Source organism: Bradyrhizobium sp. USDA 4011, from assembly GCF_054063415.1.
In genome coordinates, this window is record NZ_JBSSGG010000001.1 from 7588221 (window position 1) to 7605264 (window position 17044).

Consider the following 17044-nt stretch of genomic DNA (forward strand, 5'->3'; position numbering starts at 1 on the left):
TGATCTGAAGCACTAACTCCCGATCGAGAGAGACATTCCGCGCGTTCTGAAAATTGTTTGCCGATGCGGCAATCGCACTGTCGCTTCCGGAGCTCCTGCTTGCACGCGCGCCGAATGTTTTGTTCGCACCATCGAACGGCGGAGCCGAAACTAACATCGGTGTTAGAATCGCGCCGGTCGCACAAGGGCAGTGTGAAGGGCAGGTCAGCGTCAATGCGTGAAGCCCGGATGAGCGAAGCGATATCCGGGATCTTTCGTTCCGCATATCGCGGAGCCCGTCATCGGGCGCGCATTTCGCGCGAGCCGTTGGCTTATGCGGGCCGCAAGTGTCGCTACTTCTGCTCCAGGTGCCAGGCGCCGTTCCAATCCGCCGCAGGCGGATTTTGCCTGAACGCTGCGACGCGCGCCTTCATCGCGATCGACGGTCCGTCGCCCGGCGCCGCAGCCAGCGCGGCCGCGAAAGCTTGCTCGGCGTCGTCCCAGCGGCGGTCGCGATAGGCGGCGAGACCATCGGCGTAGCGCTGCCGCAACTCGGTCTGCGCCGGCGTCAGTTGATCCTTCTTGCCGAGGATCTCGAACACGGCAACCGGCTGGGTCTGGCCGACGGCGACGAGGCGGTCGACCTCGCGCAGCTCGATGGTCGCGGCGCAGGCGCTCGCGGTGGCCTCCGAGATCAGGCTGCGGCTGCCGTAGAACTTGTTGGCGCCTTCCAGCCGCGAGGCGAGGTTCACGGTGTCGCCGAGCACGGTGTAGCTCATCATGAATTCCGAGCCGATGCTGCCGACCAGCGCTTCGCCGGTGGCAATCCCGATCCGGATGTCGCAATCGGCCGGGATGGCGCGCACGTCGAGCAGTTCGGGCAGATCCTTGCGCAGCTGGTTGACCTGGCCGATCATGTCGATGGCGGCAAGCGCGGCCAGATGGGTCTGCTCGGCTTCTTCGACGAACGGGGCGCCCCAATAGGCCATGATGGCGTCGCCGATATATTTGTCGATGATGCCGCGATGCGCGTGGACCGGCGCGGACATCGTCGACAGATACAGGTTCATGATCTTGACGAGGCCGCGCGGCGTCACGCCTTCGCTCAGGCTGGTGAAGCCTTTCATGTCGCAGAACATCACGGTCATGATGCGGCGCTGGCCTTCGGTGGCGGCGATCGCCGGCTGCTCGAGCAGGCCCTCGGCGATCCGCGGGTTGATGTAGCGACCGAAGGTCTCGCGGATGCGCTGGTTGTGACGCAGCGTCTCGATCATGCGGTTGAAGGCGGCGGAGAGCTGGCCGATCTCGTCCTGGGTCGTGATCGCGATGGTGCCGTCGAGGCGGCCCGCCTCGACCTCGCGGGTGCCCTCCAGCAGCCGCATCACCGGGCGCGTGATGCCGCTGCCGACCAGCATCGCGAACACGAAGCCGAGGATCGCGGCAATCGCGGTCACGACACCGGAGATGATGATCGCCCGCTGCTGGGCACTCATCACCTTCGCGGCGGCCGAAGCGACCTGCGCCAGCATGTCGGTACGGACGCCTTCGATCTTGTTGGCGAAGTCGTCGCGCAGCACGTCGGCGCGGAGCGTGGTCGCTCTCGCGGCTGCAAAGTCCTGGGCGTCGAGCTGGTCGAGCAGCGTCTTGTTCTCGGTGTTCAGTCGCATCAGGAGGTCGTTGACGGCATTGTCGATGCGGTCATCCAGGCGCCCGAGCGCATAATCGTCGGAGGGGGTCGAGGGATCGGCGATGATCGCATCGATCAGCGCGCGTGCGGCGTCGGCCTCGCGCTTGATCTGGGGTTCGATCTCGTCGAACGTCTTGCGCGCCGCGTCGTAGCCGCTGGCTTCCGCCGGCGCCTGCATCCTGGCCATCATCATCCGGCGCATCGCCAGGGACCGCTCCAGCGAGCGGATGTTGACGCGGGCGAGATGGCCATAGGCGGGGATGTAGCGGTTGGTGAGCTCATCCAGGAGATGGCCGACCCGGCCCGCCATCACCATCGACAGCAGCGAGGTGATCACCGCGAGGACGATGAGTCCCGCGGCGATGCCGACGATCTTCTGCCTGATCGAATTGCGAAACATGCCCAGCCCGGCCGCAGCTGCAATAAACGGATCACCCCGCCATGGCGGCGAAACAGCTAATAGAGTTCCGCGGCCCGCGGTGCAAGCGACCGGCGTGGCCGGTCTCCCCGCCGGACAAGGGAGGGCGTCAGAGGCTAGCGCAGCCCTTCGTAGACCATGAGGCCGCGCGCGATCGCGAGCTTGCGCAGGGTCCGCGGCACCAGCCGCTCCTGGGGATGCAGGTAGCGCCACGAGGTCAGGACGAGGTCGTGCAGCCGGCTGACGTCATCCTCGAACGGGGCGAGCAGGCCGGTCAGGCTCGCCGGCATATGGACGCGGGCGGTGAAGGGCAGCAGCAGCAATTCAAGGTGCGCCCTGGAGCCGGTTTCGGTCGTGGCGGTGACACCGGCGATGGCCGGCAGGGTCTCTTCGACGACACAGGTGATGATGTCTTCGATCTCGCCGCGGCTCTTGTCGGTGAAAAGGGCGGAAAAGCTGCGGTTCTTGAGGTCGCAGCCGAGCAGGGCGGAGGTGCGGGTGCCGGCGACGCGGAACGGAAAGCGGGTCTCGCCGTCATAGGACAGCACGAAGATGTCGGACAGCAGCCCGCGCACCGCGGACGGTTCGAATTCGCTCCGGTCGGGTGCACGCGCAGTGCCGCGCTTCGCATTCCAATAGGCGAAGAATTCGCGGCTGGAGCTGTGTTTCATCTAAAGAACCTTGCCCGGCACCTGGCTCGGCGGGACACATCTGTCCCGGTTTTGCTCAGGCGCCTTCCCTTTTCTGTTGTGCAGGGAGGGCTGTGCAGCGTCCATGCCGTGGCCGCGGTTTGGGCGGCTTATCGGCAGCTTTGTGTTGTTAAGGTAAATTTAACTATGTCCTTGGCGGCCGCGGAACCTGCGCATAGGGTCCGCGCGTTCCCGTTCGCCGGCTGCCCCAAGCGCCGGCGTAGTTGGTACACAGGTGGCGTCAAACAGTTTGGTCACCGTGCGGGGAGGGGTGGGGATTTTCTCCCGATCCCTCTGGGGTACGAGAAGACCAGCCGATCAGGGAGGGCGTTCTCAGCGCCCTCCCTTGTTTGTTTTTATTGACGTTTTTCCGCGCACTGCATTTCCAGTTCGGGACAGCCGTCTCCTTTTGATCACCGCAACGCGTCCCTCATCTCGTCGCGAGAGGCTCGACGACGAACCGCCGCCCCCCGCCGAAGCCGAAGCCGTTTCCGAAAGGCCCATCACCCTCGCGCCCGTAAGATGGCTGCGATCCCGGAAGCAACATTTGAAAGCGGCATAAAGGACGCACGCCGAAAGGCAGAGGAGCCTTCGCGTGATCAGCATGATGGCTGAGCAGGAGGCGAAGAATGAGATGACGGCCAAAAATGCGCCCGGACCTGGGCGCGGAAAAGCCGGGGTGCCAGCGGCAACCGGCATTTAATCCTACGCTCGCAACTCAAAAGATCGATAAGAACCTCGCGAAGCCTGCCCGTAAGATGGCGGCTATCGGAGCGCGCGCACGTAACCGATCATCTCTTCGGTATCATCAGTGTCTTTGAAGAGTGTCCTCAGCAGCCGCCACAATTCGCGGTGCCCGGCTGTTTGTCCACCTTGCTTGAGATAATCCGCGATATCCATTGCGGCAGTTTGGATCTCAATTGTACCGCTGACGCTTGCGTCCAAATGCGCCACCTCCCGCTCGACATACAAGCTTTTGGTGTCCGTATCGAAGACCAGTGCGCAACGATCCGCGTGGGTGACCTCAGGGCCTCTAACTTGGCGGTACAACTCGCGTCTGAGGAGGGCCATGTTCAACTCCGACGGTTTCCGACAGCAGAATCCGAAGCTTCGGCTTCATGAGGCCGCCTTCTCTCTCGCCTTCTTGATATGGAAGTCGGCCAGCTTGGCTTCTTCCTCCCCCAACAGCTTGTGGAGCAGGGCGATCTTCCTAGCGTCGGTCGCGGTCGCCAGTAGCTTCTTGTAGTGAGCGATGTTCGCCTGAAAAATGAAATTCAACATGGCTCGACTTCCTTTGGCTGAGCCAAGGTTCGTTATGCTGCGCCTCGGAAAAGCAATTAGCGAGTCAAATGTCGGCTACCCGGCAATATGCTGAGGGACCGAAATGCTTGCCGGGCGCCATCAAGTGGACGGCCTGCAAGCACTTGTGCAGCGAGATATGGGCGGACTCGAATACCCCTGATCCGGGAAACCCCTTACGCACACCACCCGAATTTTAAACACGGGCTCCTTCGGGCTAGATGATGCTCGATGAGGTCAGGATGCTCGGGGCCATGATGAGCTAAGAGTGTCCGTTAGCGGTGTCCGACGACAATGACCAAGCTTGAATTGATGAAGGTCAAAGACGCTGCCAAGGAACTGCCAGACCATTTTGCTATGGACTGGCAGACGATAGCGAGCGCACCGTTCGACCGTGATCTCGAAGTCGCGGTTTTCGACGCTGGAGAAACCCACGCGGTTGTCTTTCCGTGCCGCCGTGTGCTTCGGGGTTGGGTAAGCGCGGAGACGGCGGCCCCCGTGGCCATTCATCCAACCCATTGGCGCGAATGGCAGGCCTCCAACTCAGCGCTTTTTGTTGCGCTCGGTCCGGGCATTGCGCAAGGCGGCGACCTTTAGCTCCTCCTCCGCCAGTAGGCGTTCGATGGCGGCGCGCCTCTCCGCGTCCGTTTCCGTCTCAAGGAGCGTCTTGAAGTGCGCAATGTTGGCGTTCGCGATCTCTTCAGGCATCCGGATAGGCGTCCAATCACCGACCAAGTTGATCCGACCCCGATCCCACAAGGGACATACGGCCGTGCTGCGATGCGGCACGAGAGTATCGCGATCATCTGCCCCCTTCAAGCCGTGGCCGATCAGCGGTAAAAGCGATCCATCGAGTTGGAATCCTGCTCAATGAAAATCTGTCATGCAGCAATTTTTCGCCGTCGCGTTTAAACTGACCGGATCGGCGGCCCTTGCTGCGGATGCAAACCACGGGGCGGAGCTGGCAAAACGATGGTGCGCCACCTGTCACGTGGTCAGCGACGATCAGAAGCAGGCAGTCGCCGACGTGCCGCCATTTGCTGCAGTTGCGCGTAACCCAGATTTTAGTCCCGAGAAGCTGGCGCTTTTCCTGCTCGACCCGCATCCAAAGATGCCAAATTTTCCGCTGAGCCGAGTCGAAGCAGCGGATATCGCCGCTTACATCGCGTCGCTGCGCAAATAGCGCAGAGGCGAGGTTATAGGCAACCGGCCCATCACCGTGATTCTACGGCTTGGCACAATCTGCACTGGTGCGGTCGGTTCCCGGGCGTAGGCTTCAACCCCAACTGTAGGGGTTGTGTCATGGGCAGTGACATACTCGAAAGCGTTTGCATCGTGCTCCTCGGGCTGAGCCCGCTCGTCGTCATCGGCGTCGTCATGTACGTGGAGTGACCGCAATCTGGCTCAGCGCATCGGGCCAGTAGATGGCCCCAGCAACTAGCCTCCGTCATAGGCCCCCAATGGTTGCTGGGGTCGCTCAATCAGAGGCCGCCTCAGTGGGCGGCCTCTATCGTTTCTGGGTGTAAGGTTACGAGACGATTTCCTAAGCGCACCTCGTCATCTCCACGCATCACCTTTGGCTTTGACCCTTCCAAGTAGCGGTCGAAGGCCGTCGCCGGACGTCCACCAGCCTTGCGGGTCGCCTGCGCCTCGGCGTCGATGAGCTTCGTGAATTCGGCCTCGATGTCACCGCCCAGCGGCTTGGTCACGCCACATACAGCGTTCCGCTTCGCCCGCTCGCGAGGATGTAAACAAAGAATTACGCGTTCATCTTGCACCAAATGGATGCGGAAGGCGTCTTAGGTCTCGCAAGTTCAGGGAGTCTGCGTGCTGCGACGCATCCGGGACACGAGAGATGTCCGATTTCGGGATTGTGCACTTGCACAGCGGTATGAAAGCCGCCTATCTGGGACGCACAGCCGCGTGCGAGGTCGCCGATCCCTTGGACTCCCATCCCGAATCCCCGCTCGAGCCGCCGCCGGAAGCGCCGCGCGAGCCGATCCTTACGTTGCCGCCGGCGCTCACCGCCTACATCCTCCTGATCGCGGTGATCCATCTGCGGGTGCTGCTGCCGCCGGAGATGGAAAACTGGACCATCGACGTCTTCGGCTTCATCCCGAAGCGCTACGATTCGACGCTGCTCGACATCACCTTCCCGGGCGGAGACGGCGCCAAGGTCTGGACCTTCGTCACCTATTCGCTGCTGCACGCGAACCTCACCCATATCGGCTTCAATGTGCTGTGGCTGCTGCCGTTCGGCAGCGCGCTGGCGCGGCGCTTCGGTGCGGTGCGGTTTTTTGTCTTCATGGCGGTGACGGCGGCCGCCGGCGCGCTCGCGCATCTGTTGACCCATGAGCACGCCATTGCGCCGATGATCGGCGCGTCGGCCTCGGTGTCGGGGACGATGGCTGCGGCGATGCGCTTCGCCTTTGTGAGAGGCAGCTTCCTGTCGTTCAGCCGCGGCGACGCCGACGCGGCGGCCAAGGTGCCCGCACTGTCGCTCTGGCGGGCGCTGCGCAACGGGCGGGTGCTCGCGTTCCTGGCGATCTGGTTCGGCGTCAATATCCTGTTCGGCGCCACCTCGCTGTCGCTCGGCGCCGAGGACGCGAGCGTCGCCTGGCAGGCGCATATCGGCGGCTTCCTCGCCGGGCTGTTGCTGTTCTCGCTGTTCGATCCGATTCCGCGCGCGCGAGACGATGCTGCGGATGCGTCGTCGATGGACCAGCCCGGCCGCGTCTGATCGCCGCTTGCGGCTCGGTTCGAATTCCTCCATCATCTTTGCGACATAGAACAAAGCGGGCCGACACATCGAGCCCAGCTACCGACCGCGCCCCGGAACCGAAATCGGCGCGGAACTGTTGATTGAAGACTCTGGCGAACAGGCTCGACCCCGCTGAAGCAGGCGCGAGCGGATTCAGGAGGCGGCAATGACGGTACGTTCCATTCTCGATGCAAAGGGCCATCAGGTCATGAGCGTCGCGCCCGGCGCGAAGCTCTCGGCCGCGATCAAGCTGCTCGGCGAGCGCAAGATCGGCGCCGTGCTGGTGATGGAGCAGGGCCGGATGGAAGGCATCCTGTCGGAGCGCGACATCGTGCGCGTGCTCTCAGAGCGCGGCGCGGGCGTGCTGGACGAACCGGTGAGCGCGGTGATGACCAAGAAGGTCGTGAGTTGCCGCGAGTCCGATACCGTCAGCGGCCTCATGGAGATGATGACCACCGGCAAGTTCCGCCACCTCCCTGTCGTCGAGGACGGCAAGGTGGTCGGGCTGATCTCGATCGGCGACGTCGTCAAGCGCCGCGTGCAGGAATATGAGCACGAGCAGGAAGCGCTGCGCGACTACATCAAGACCGCCTGAGCAAAACGGCCTAAGCGCTATTTCCCGGCGGTGCCCGTGCCGTTGGACGGCGGCACCAGGATCTCGATGGCTTCCTCGATGGCGCCGATGGCGCGTTCGGCTGCGCGGATGCCATGTGCGATCAGGTCGTCGGCGCGGTGGAAGTCGAACCAGCCGATCTGACCGACGCGCGGCGAGATCAGCATGTCGGGCGGGTCGCCGGCGAGGCGCGCACGGGTGATGCGGTCCTGCATGATATTGAAGGCGTCGACCATGACGCTCGAGATTCCGGGCCGGCTGGCGCTGCCGAAAAACTCCCGCTTCACGGTCCGTTCGGCGGAGAAGAAGCGGCCGAACCGCCGCTTCGGCGGTTCCGGCTCGATCTCTGCCTCGGCAGTCACCGCAACCGTCACCTCGGGCGCGGCGGACGGCCCGTGATTGTAGATCGTGGTCGAGTGCGCGAACACGTCGCTGGAGAGGTTCGCCGCAATGACGATCTCGGCGCCGAGCGCGCGGGCGGCCGAAACCGGCACCGGATTGACCAGAGCGCCGTCGACCAGCCAACGGTCGCCGATCAGCACCGGCGCGAAGATGCCGGGCAGGGCGTAGGAGGCGCGCATCGCGTCGACCACACGGCCCTGGGTCAGCCAAATCTCGTGCCCGGTGCGGACTTCGGTTGCGACGCTGGCGAACTTGACCGCGAGGTCCTCGATCATGACCTGGCCCAGCGCCGCCTCGATCTCGGCGGCGAGCTTGGTGCCGCCGATCAGGCCGGAACCGGTGAGGCGGATGTCGAGGTAGCCGAGCACGCTGCGTGGCTGCAGGCTGCGGGCCCATTGCTCGAGTCTGTCGATATGGCCGGCGGCATAGGCGCCGCCGACCACGGAGCCGATCGAGGTGCCGACCACCACGTTGGGGACGATGCCATGGGCGAGCAGGGTCTTGATAATGCCGATATGGGCAAAGCCGCGCGCAGCGCCACCGCCGAGCGCGAGCCCGATCACCGGCCGGCGAACCGTTCCCAGTCCTACCTTGTCAGGACCGTCGGAGCTCTTTTGGCCTCGGCCCATCCAGCTATCCAACACGGCAAATCTCCTGCCAGCGCGAGACTAGGCCGCGCGGCATCGCTGCGCCAGCGTCGTCCGGTTTCATGGTTATTCCCCACAGGCATGATTCATGCCCCGGGTGGACCGCGGTAGGCAGGGAATGTGACTTGACCGCGACGATACGACTAACATCGGCTTGATCGAGCGGTTCCAAACCGGGGACGGCGCCCCCGGGACTGTGACAAAGCATTGGACGAAGGCTTGAATTTGCCGCGTTTTCGTTGAAAAGCATGGTGATGACTTCGAGGGGCAACGGCATCGGCGGATGCGGGCGGGGCATGCGGCTCCTTCCGCTGTTGACGCTTGCGGCATTTTTGCTCGCCTTGATCCCGGCTTCGGTGTCGGCGCAGTTCTTCAGCGACCGGCCACCGCCAATCCCGCCCGCCTCGGTTCCGGACGTGCCGTCCGGCCCGGCGCTCAATTTGGCGCCGCCGTCCGGGCCCGGTTCAGGGCCCGTTCTGCCTGGTCCGCTGACCCAGCCGACCGTCGTCCAGCCGTCGATCGCGACCGTGCCTCCGGTGACGCCGCCGGCCGGCTCGCCGACCGCCGGGCAGGCGGTGCTGTCGCTGACGGCGCGATACGGCAAGGACCTGCCGGTGATCAATGCCGGGCTGGTGTGGCGGGTGTTCGCCGACAAGCCGGATGACAACGGCACCTACAAGCTGATCCGCGAGGAGCGCGGGGCGACGCCCAACCTCGTGCTGCCGCCCGGCAACTATGTCGTCCATGTCGCGCTCGGCCTCGTCAGCGCGGTCCGCGCGGTCAGCCTGAAGTCGGAGACCGACCGCGAGTCCTTCGTGCTGCCGGCCGGGGGCCTGCGGATCGAAGGCCGGGTCGGCTCCAGCAAGATCCCGGCCAACCAGATTTCGTTCGCGATCTACAAGGGCAGCCAGTTCGACGGCTCGGACCGTGGGCCGCTGGTGCCCAACGTGTCCGCCGGCGACGTCGCGCTGCTGCCGGAGGGCACCTATTACATCGTCTCCAACTATGGTGACGCCAACTCGGTGGTGCGTTCCGACATTCGCGTCGCGGCGGGCAAGCTCACCGACGTCACCGTCACGCATCGCGCGGCCGTCATCACCCTCAAGCTGGTCGGCGAGAAGGGCGGCGAAGCACTCGCCAACACCGCATGGTCGGTGATCACGCCGGGCGGCGACGTGATCAAGGAATCGATCGGTGCGTTCCCGCGCGTCGTGCTCTCCGAAGGCGAGTATCGTGCGATCGCCAAGAACGAGGGCAAGGTGTTCGAGCGTCCCTTCAACGTCGTCAACGGCGTCGATGGCGAAGTCGAGGTCGTGGCGCGCTGACGCCCGCTCGAATTGCATTTCATGCAACTGTCATAGTCTCTAACGTGAACTAACCATCGCGCCAATTTGAGCTGTCATAATCGCTGGCGGCGACGCACGGGCTCGCTATTTTTACATGGCGTTAAGCCGCGGCATGACTTGGATGCCACGGGGACCAAAGCGCGCCGAGTTCAAATTGTGTCGTCATCGCGCCTTGGCTTTTTGCTTGAGCATGATCCCTTCGGAAAGCTGTTTCGCATTTTCCGGATCATGCTCCGGCGTTTGCGTGAACGGGGCGTGCCATGATCGTGGCCAACAAGAAATCAGCAAAGACTTCGGCGAAGTTCAATTCCGAGATGTTCGCCGACGTTCCGGTTCTGCAACGCAAGTGGCAGGCGGCAGTCCGTCCCGGTGAAAAGCTGCCGCATTATGAAGACGTGATGCTCGGCAGTCTTGGCCGGCTCGCGGATCACATCGTGCTGTTGCGCAACGTCGACGGCGTGCTCAGCGTCTCGCACACCGGCCGCTATGTCCAGACCTGGCTGAACGACGAGCGCTGGGATATTCCACTCAGCGCGCTGCCGCCGGACTGCGCGACGGCATTGACCGAAGCCGCCGCGAATGCGCGCGAGAACTGCCGGCCCTATCTCGCGTCGGCGCATTGCGTGCGCGACGGTCTGGTGCGGACCTTCGACGTGCTGGCGCTGCCGACGCGGTCGCGCTGGGGCGGCATCCTGGTCGGCGTCTATGTCAACGAGCGCAATGCGCAGTACAATCTTCTCGATACGATTTTCTCGGCCACCGACGAGGGCGTACTGTCGCTCGCCGCGATCCGCGACGCGCGGGGCGAGGCGGCCGACTTCCAGATCGTGCATCTCAATCAGGGCGCCGCACGGCTCCTGATGCAGCCCGCGACCGAATTGCTGTGGCGCCGGCTCAGCGCCGGCGGCAATCCGCTCGCGGCGCCGGCGGTGATGAACCGCCTGCGCGGATTCGTCGGGAGCGGATTCGTCGGCAACGGTCCTGGCGGCCAGTTCGAGATCGACAGCGGCGATCGCTGCCTGCGGCTCGGCGTCACGGCGTTCGGCGATATGCTGTCGCTGACAGTCTCCGACGTCACCGCGCTGAAGCAGCGCGAGCTGTCGTTCCGCCTGCTGTTCGAGAACAACCCGATGCCGATGTGGGTATTCGACGCCGGCACGATGGAGTTCCTCAGCGTCAATGACGCCGCGGTTCAGCACTATGGGTACAGCCGGGAGAGATTTCTCGGCATGACGCTGCGCCAGATCTGGCCGGAGGATGAGTGGGCCATGCACAGCGCCGCCTTGCGCGAGGTCGGCGACGTCTATCAATCGAGCCGCGACTGGCGGCACATCAAGGCGGACGGCACCGAGATCCATGTGCTGACCTTCGGACGCAGGGTGGCGTTCGAGGGCCGCGACGGCTATCTGGTCGCGGTGGTCGACATCACCGAACGCCGTGCCGCCGAAGCGCGGATCGCGCACATGGCGCACCATGACGGTCTGACCAACCTGCCGAACCGCGACTTCTACCAGGAGCGCCTGCGCGAGGCGCTGGAGCGCGGCCGGTCCGGCAATCGGCGCGTCGCGGTGATGTGCATCGATCTCGATCTGTTCAAGAACGTCAACGATTCCTTCGGGCATCCGATGGGCGACCGGCTGCTCAAGCTGGTGGCGGAGCGGCTGCGCGAGGTGGTCCGCGACGACAACGTGGCGGCTCGTCTCGGTGGCGACGAGTTCGCGATCGTGCTGGCCGCGGATGTCTCGCCGAACGAAGCGAGCGCTTTCGCCGAGCGGCTGATCGATGCCTTGAGCGCGCCCTACGAGATCGACGGGCTCGAGGTCGTGGTCGGCGCCAGCGTCGGGATCGCGCTGTCGCCGGGCGACGGCACGACGTCGGAGGATCTGATGCGCAACGCCGACATGGCGTTGTATCGCGCCAAGTCCGAGGGCGGGGGCGTACACCATTTCTTCGAGCCGGAGATGGATCAGCAGGCGCAGAAGCGCCGTGACATGGAGCGCGATCTGCGCGCCGCCTTCAGCAACGGCGAATTCGAGCTGCACTACCAGCCGCTGGTCGACATCGCCGCCGACCGCATCAGTGGCTTCGAGTCGCTGCTGCGGTGGCAGCACCCGCAGAAGGGCATGATCTCGCCCGCGGAGTTCATCCCGGTTGCGGAAGACATCGGCCTGATCGTCGCGCTCGGCGAATGGGTGCTGCGCGAAGCCTGCGCCGAGGCGATGAAGTGGCCCGCCGACGTGAAGGTCGCGGTCAATCTGTCGCCGGTGCAGTTCCGCAGCCGCAATCTGGTCCAGGCCGTGATTTCGGCGCTGGCCCATTCCGGCCTGTCGGCGCGGCGGCTCGAGCTCGAGATCACGGAGTCGGTGTTTCTGGCGGAGACCGAGGCCAATCTCGCCATCCTGCATCAGCTGCGCGAGCTCGGCGTCAGCATCTCGATGGACGATTTCGGCACCGGCTATTCCAGCCTGAGCTATCTGCGCAGCTTCCCGTTCGACAAGATCAAGATCGACCGCTCCTTCGTGAAGGACCTGGCGCGGCGCTCCGATTGCCTCGCGATCGTGCGCGCGATCTCGGGCCTCGGCCGCAGCCTCAAGATCACCACGACCGCGGAAGGGGTCGAGACAACCGACCAGCTCGACTGGCTGCGCGCCGAAGGCTGCAACGAGGTACAGGGCTTCCTGTTCAGCGCGGCGCGGCCCGGGCACGAGATCGCGGCCTTGCTGCGCGGCTTTGCGGAGCGCGCGTCGAAGGCGGCGTAACTCTCCGCTCGTCATGGCCGGGCTTGACCCGGCCTTCTAACATTCTTCAGAAGTGTCTTTCGGTAAATGGATTGCCGGGTCAAGCCCGGCAATGACAGATCTACGGTTTCAGAACCGCGTCACGATATCCGACAGCGCCGGGCGCGGGCGATCCTCGCTCGGCTTGGTCGGCGTGCCGATGTGAATCAGGCCGGCGAGCTTCTCGTCCGGCTTCAGGCCGAGACCGTCGAGCACGTCGCGGTCGAAGGCGAACCAGCCGGTCAGCCAGCAGGCGCCGTAGCCGAGCGCGGTCGCAGCGGTGACGATGTTCATCGCACTCGCACCGGCCGACAATTCCTGCTCCCATGGCGGCACCTTCGGGTGCGGTTTGGTGAAGGAGACCACGCCGATCACCAGCGGCGCATCGGTCAGGCGCTTCTTCTCGACCTCGATGTCTGTGGCGGGCGCGCCGGGATTCTTGCGGGCAAACACCTTCGCGATCACGTCGCCGGCGCGGGCGCGGGCCTCACCCTCGAACACGATGAAGCGCCAGGGCGTGAGCTTGCCGTGGTCGGGCACGCGCGCACCGATGGTCAAAATGGTCTCGAGCTCGGCCGCGGACGGGCCCGGGCCGGTCATCTCGCGCGGTTTCATCGAGCGGCGTGTCTTCAGGAGTTCAATGGCATCGGGCACGGAAATGTCCTTCAAGTGGAGTCGTGCCCCCAAGATGGGGGCACGACCAAGCCGACGAAAGGCAGTTTAGACCGATTGTGAAGATCAGGCGGCCGATCGCGCCCGTTTCACGTCCGGCGGTGTCGCTTCATCCACCAGCGCGGCGATCGCCTCGTCGGTCGGCATCACGGTCTGGCGCTCGCTGCCGAGGCGGCGGACAGAGACCGAATGCGTCTCGGCTTCCTTCTTGCCGACGACGAGCAGGGCCGGGATCTTGGCCAGCGAGTGCTCGCGGACCTTGTAGTTGATCTTCTCGTTGCGCAGGTCGATCTCGACGCGCAGGCCGGCGCGGCGCGCCGCTGCCGCCACCACCTTGGCGTACTCGTCGCCCTCGGAGGTGATGGTCGTGACCACGAGCTGGGTCGGCGCCAGCCAGAGCGGGAAGTTGCCGGCATAGTGCTCGATCAGGATGCCGATGAAGCGTTCCATCGAACCGCAGATTGCGCGGTGCACCATCACGGGCGCCTTCTTCGAGCCGTCGTGATCGATGTAGAACGCGCCGAAGCGTTCCGGCAGGTTGAAGTCGACCTGGGTCGTGCCGCACTGCCAGTCGCGGCCGATGGCATCGCGCAGCACGTATTCGAACTTCGGCCCGTAGAACGCGCCTTCGCCCGGATTGATCTCGGTGCGGATCCGGTTGCTGCCCTTGGCCTTGATCTCGGACAGCACGGTCGCCATCACGCGCTCGGCGTGATCCCACATCTCGTCGGTGCCGACCCGCTTTTCGGGCCGCGTCGAGAGCTTGACCGTGAGCTCGCCGTCGAAGCCGAAATCGGCGTAGGTCGACAGGATCAGCTCGTTGATCTTGAGACACTCATCGGCGAGCTGCTGTTCGGTGCAGAACACGTGGGCGTCGTCCTGGGTGAAGCCGCGCACCCGCATCAGGCCGTGCATCGCGCCCGACGGTTCGTAGCGATGCACGACGCCGAACTCGGCGAGGCGCAACGGCAGGTCGCGGTAGCTCTTCAGTCCGTGCTTGAAGATCTGCACGTGGCCCGGGCAGTTCATCGGCTTCAGCGCGAACCAGCGCTTGTCCTCGGCCTCGTCGCCGGCGGACTGCGCCGCGAACATGTTCTCGCGGTACCAGTCCCAGTGGCCCGAGGTCTCCCACAGCACCTTGTCGAGGATCTGCGGCGCATTGACCTCGCTGTAGTCGCCGAGGAGCCGGCGCCGCATATAGGCGATCAGCTGCTGGAAGATGGTCCAGCCCTTCGGGTGCCAGAACACCACGCCGGGGCCTTCTTCCTGGAAGTGGAACAGGTCGAGCTCGCGGCCGAGCTTGCGGTGGTCGCGCTTCTCGGCTTCCTCGATCTGCTTCAGGTAAGCGTCGAGGTCTTCCTGCCTGGCGAATGCCGTGCCGTAGATGCGGGTCAGCATCGGATTGTTGGAATCGCCGCGCCAATAGGCGCCGGCCACCTTCATCAGCTTGAAGGCGTTGCCGATCTTGCCGGTCGAGGTCATGTGCGGGCCGCGGCAGAGATCGAACCAGTCGCCCTGGAAATAGATCTTGATCGGCTCGTTGCCGGGAATCGCGTCGACCAGCTCGACCTTGAAGGCCTCGCCCTTGTCGCGGAACACCTGCTTGGTCTTCTCGCGATCCCAGACTTCCTTGGTGAACGGCTTGTCGCGCGCGACGATCTCGCGCATCCGCTTCTCGATGGCGGCAAAATCTTCCGGGGTGAACGGCTCGTTGCGGAAGAAGTCGTAGTAGAAGCCGTTCTCGATCACCGGGCCGATCGTGACCTGGGTGCCGGGCCAAAGCGACTGCACGGCTTCGGCGAGCACATGCGCGGCATCGTGCCGGATCAGTTCCAGCGCGCGGGGGTCTTCACGGCTGATCAACTCGATCTTGGCGTCGGCTTCGATCGGATCGTTGAGATCGGCGAGCGTGCCGTCGAGCGCCATCGCGACGGTGCGCTTGGCGAGCGAGGGCGAAATGCCTTTGGCGATGTCGAGGCCGGTCGTCCCTCTCGGGAAATCGCGCCTCGCTCCATCAGGGAAGGTGAGGGCGATCTTGTTCACGGGCTCTGCGGGTTTGAGGTTAGAGAGGCTGTACTGGAATCCGGACTCGGATTTGGGCGTGTCTGCCATCGATGTCTCCTGTAGCTCACTCCTGCGAACGAGCGCAGGTAAGCGGAAAGCAGCGGTATAGCAGGGGATTTGACGCCTGCAATCCGGCAATATCAAGAAAATGGGCCTCCGGCCGCACCGATTCGAGAGATGCTCGCCTGCACCTGATGGCACCAAGCGTTGCGACGCTGCCGATCATCGTCTAACGTCGAAAGCCCACTTTCCCGCCATCGCGCGATCCGCAAGGTTCATGTTTTCCCGTCTCCTGCTTTTCGTGGCGTTGCTTCTGGTCCCGGGCGCCTTGCGGGCGGAAGAAGCACCGGTCGAGAAGGCCGGGTTTGCGAAGAAGCTGACCATCTACCTCGCCAAGGGCCCGGCGAATGCCTGCGGCACCGGTTGCGATCGCTGGATCGCGATCGAAGGCGAGATCGATCGGAATGCCGCGGCGCGGATTCGCAGCTTCCTGCTTGCGGTCAAGGACCCGCAGCTTCCGATCTACCTTCATTCGCCGGGCGGGAACGTCGAGCAGTCCTATGCGATCGCCCGGTTTCTGCGTGCACGCAAGGCGATTGCCCGGGTCGGCCGTACCAGCGTGCCGGCCTGTTCCACGGGTACGCAAATCGACGCCGCCTGCCAGAAGATCAAGGCTGCGAAACGCGAGGTCGAAGCCGAACTCACCACGCGCAACGCGATGTGCGTTTCGGCCTGCGCCTATCTGTTCCTCGGCGCGACCGATCGTGAAGTGGCGCCCGACTCGGTTCTCGCGGTGCATAACTCCAGGCTGATGTTCGTCGTCCACGGGAATCCGCCGCCGCAGGTCGTCGCCGATTTCAGGCGGCGCGAGATGGTGAGCGCCGATCGCGACCGCAACCTGTTCCTCGCGGCGATGGGAATCAGTCATGAGCTCAGCGAGCTGATCCGGACCGTGAAGTTCGAGAACCTGCACGTGCTGACGCGGCCGGAACTCTATCGATTTGGAATCGATACGCGGCCGTTGCCGGAAACGCTGTGGGCGGTGGAGAGGGAAACCCGGCCCTATATCCGCAAGATCGCGCAACAGAAGAAGGGCGACGGCAGCTCGTTCCGCATGATGGAGTGGCGGCTGTTCTGCGAGAGCAAGGATCGCGGGCGGCTGATGTTCGTGCGCGAGTTCGACGAGGGCGCCGCTGGCAAGAGCACGGTGGTGATGATGGCCGGCGCCGCCAAGGCGATCGCATTCGGCAGGTTGCCGGCGCGGTTCGGCAAATACGAGGTCTGGAGCGACCCGGTGGGATCGGACACCGTCAAGGCCATGCTGGCGGTCCCGCATCTGCAGATCGGCGAAAGCACGCCGCCGTCGGACGGCAAGTCCGATCCCAAGTCCGATCCCAAGTCGGATCCGAAGTCCAATATCAAGTCCGATCTCAAGCCAGACTTCGCGACATTCGATATCGAAACGACCGGGCTGGAGCAGGGCTGGACGCAGCTATTGGCGTCGTGCCCGGCAATGAGCGCGGGCCCGAAGCCTGCGAGCCCGTCGCCTGCGAGCCCGTTGCCGGCCGCCGCGTCGCCGAGCGTCAACGCGGTGCCGGCCGCATCGCCGTCGCCATGAGCGCAACAGGGCCGTTCGATCACGTGCCATCGATCACGTGCTATGCATTTAGATGCAGTTGCATTGATTTCG

At 64.2% G+C, this 17044-nt stretch carries 15 protein-coding genes; 7 read left to right on the plus strand and 8 right to left on the minus strand.

Annotated features, from left to right (window positions below; all coding sequences use genetic code 11):
• Positions 1 to 332 precede the first annotated feature (332 nt).
• The 4 genes from ACVW1C_RS35845 to ACVW1C_RS35860 form a co-directional block, all read right to left on the minus strand.
• On the minus strand, positions 333 to 2066 hold the full coding sequence (locus tag ACVW1C_RS35845) for an adenylate/guanylate cyclase domain-containing protein (RefSeq protein ID WP_456762282.1): 1734 nt from the start codon (positions 2064 to 2066) through the stop codon (positions 333 to 335).
• Positions 2067 to 2200: 134 nt separating this feature from the next.
• A complete protein-coding gene (locus ACVW1C_RS35850) occupies positions 2201 to 2755 on the minus strand; it encodes a PAS domain-containing protein (RefSeq protein ID WP_456762283.1) in 555 nt (184 codons plus the stop codon).
• Positions 2756 to 3538: 783 nt separating this feature from the next.
• The gene (locus ACVW1C_RS35855) at positions 3539 to 3844 is read right to left on the minus strand and encodes a hypothetical protein (RefSeq protein WP_456762284.1); all 306 of its coding nucleotides are present in this window, start codon (positions 3842 to 3844) and stop codon (positions 3539 to 3541) included.
• Positions 3845 to 3889: 45 nt separating this feature from the next.
• Entirely contained in the window at positions 3890 to 4054 is a 165-nt protein-coding gene (locus ACVW1C_RS35860) for a hypothetical protein (RefSeq protein ID WP_456762285.1), read from the minus strand.
• Between the two features lie 312 nt (positions 4055 to 4366).
• On the opposite strand from ACVW1C_RS35860, the gene ACVW1C_RS35865 reads away from it, so the two are divergent.
• Positions 4367 to 4669 (plus strand): hypothetical protein, encoded by a 303-nt coding sequence (locus ACVW1C_RS35865; protein WP_456762286.1) that lies wholly within the window; start codon positions 4367 to 4369, stop codon positions 4667 to 4669.
• A gap of 286 nt (positions 4670 to 4955) precedes the next feature.
• A complete protein-coding gene (locus tag ACVW1C_RS35870) occupies positions 4956 to 5255 on the plus strand; it encodes a c-type cytochrome (RefSeq protein WP_456762287.1) in 300 nt (99 codons plus the stop codon).
• Positions 5256 to 5565: 310 nt separating this feature from the next.
• Here ACVW1C_RS35870 and ACVW1C_RS35875 read toward each other — a convergent pair whose 3' ends face one another.
• Positions 5566 to 5781, minus strand: a complete 216-nt coding sequence (locus tag ACVW1C_RS35875; protein WP_456762288.1) for a hypothetical protein — start codon at positions 5779 to 5781, stop codon at positions 5566 to 5568.
• 182 nt (positions 5782 to 5963) lie between these two features.
• Between ACVW1C_RS35875 and ACVW1C_RS35880 the strand changes: the two genes are divergently transcribed.
• Together ACVW1C_RS35880 and ACVW1C_RS35885 are read left to right on the plus strand one after the other, a co-directional pair.
• Positions 5964 to 6812 (plus strand): rhomboid family intramembrane serine protease, encoded by an 849-nt coding sequence (locus ACVW1C_RS35880; protein ID WP_456763261.1) that lies wholly within the window; start codon positions 5964 to 5966, stop codon positions 6810 to 6812.
• 187 nt (positions 6813 to 6999) lie between these two features.
• Positions 7000 to 7428: a CBS domain-containing protein gene (locus tag ACVW1C_RS35885; protein WP_176530458.1), complete on the plus strand. Its 429-nt coding sequence runs from the start codon at positions 7000 to 7002 to the stop codon at positions 7426 to 7428.
• Positions 7429 to 7445: 17 nt separating this feature from the next.
• Here ACVW1C_RS35885 and ACVW1C_RS35890 read toward each other — a convergent pair whose 3' ends face one another.
• Positions 7446 to 8477, minus strand: coding sequence for a patatin-like phospholipase family protein (locus ACVW1C_RS35890; protein ID WP_456762289.1), 1032 nt, complete (start codon positions 8475 to 8477; stop codon positions 7446 to 7448).
• A 272-nt stretch (positions 8478 to 8749) separates the two neighbouring features.
• Between ACVW1C_RS35890 and ACVW1C_RS35895 the strand changes: the two genes are divergently transcribed.
• Both ACVW1C_RS35895 and ACVW1C_RS35900 read left to right on the plus strand, forming a co-directional pair.
• Positions 8750 to 9820, plus strand: a complete 1071-nt coding sequence (locus tag ACVW1C_RS35895) for a hypothetical protein (protein ID WP_456762290.1) — start codon at positions 8750 to 8752, stop codon at positions 9818 to 9820.
• A gap of 281 nt (positions 9821 to 10101) precedes the next feature.
• Positions 10102 to 12600: a putative bifunctional diguanylate cyclase/phosphodiesterase gene (locus tag ACVW1C_RS35900; protein ID WP_456762291.1), complete on the plus strand. Its 2499-nt coding sequence runs from the start codon at positions 10102 to 10104 to the stop codon at positions 12598 to 12600.
• Positions 12601 to 12708: 108 nt separating this feature from the next.
• On the opposite strand, the gene ACVW1C_RS35905 is transcribed toward ACVW1C_RS35900, so the two are convergent.
• Together ACVW1C_RS35905 and thrS are read right to left on the minus strand one after the other, a co-directional pair.
• Positions 12709 to 13272: a nitroreductase family protein gene (locus ACVW1C_RS35905; protein ID WP_456762292.1), complete on the minus strand. Its 564-nt coding sequence runs from the start codon at positions 13270 to 13272 to the stop codon at positions 12709 to 12711.
• Between the two features lie 84 nt (positions 13273 to 13356).
• Positions 13357 to 15402: a threonine--tRNA ligase gene (thrS, locus tag ACVW1C_RS35910; RefSeq protein WP_456762293.1), complete on the minus strand. Its 2046-nt coding sequence runs from the start codon at positions 15400 to 15402 to the stop codon at positions 13357 to 13359.
• A gap of 229 nt (positions 15403 to 15631) precedes the next feature.
• Here thrS and ACVW1C_RS35915 point away from each other — a divergent pair, with 229 nt between their 5' ends.
• On the plus strand, positions 15632 to 16972 hold the full coding sequence (locus ACVW1C_RS35915) for an ATP-dependent Clp protease proteolytic subunit (RefSeq protein ID WP_456762294.1): 1341 nt from the start codon (positions 15632 to 15634) through the stop codon (positions 16970 to 16972).
• Positions 16973 to 17044 lie beyond the last annotated feature (72 nt).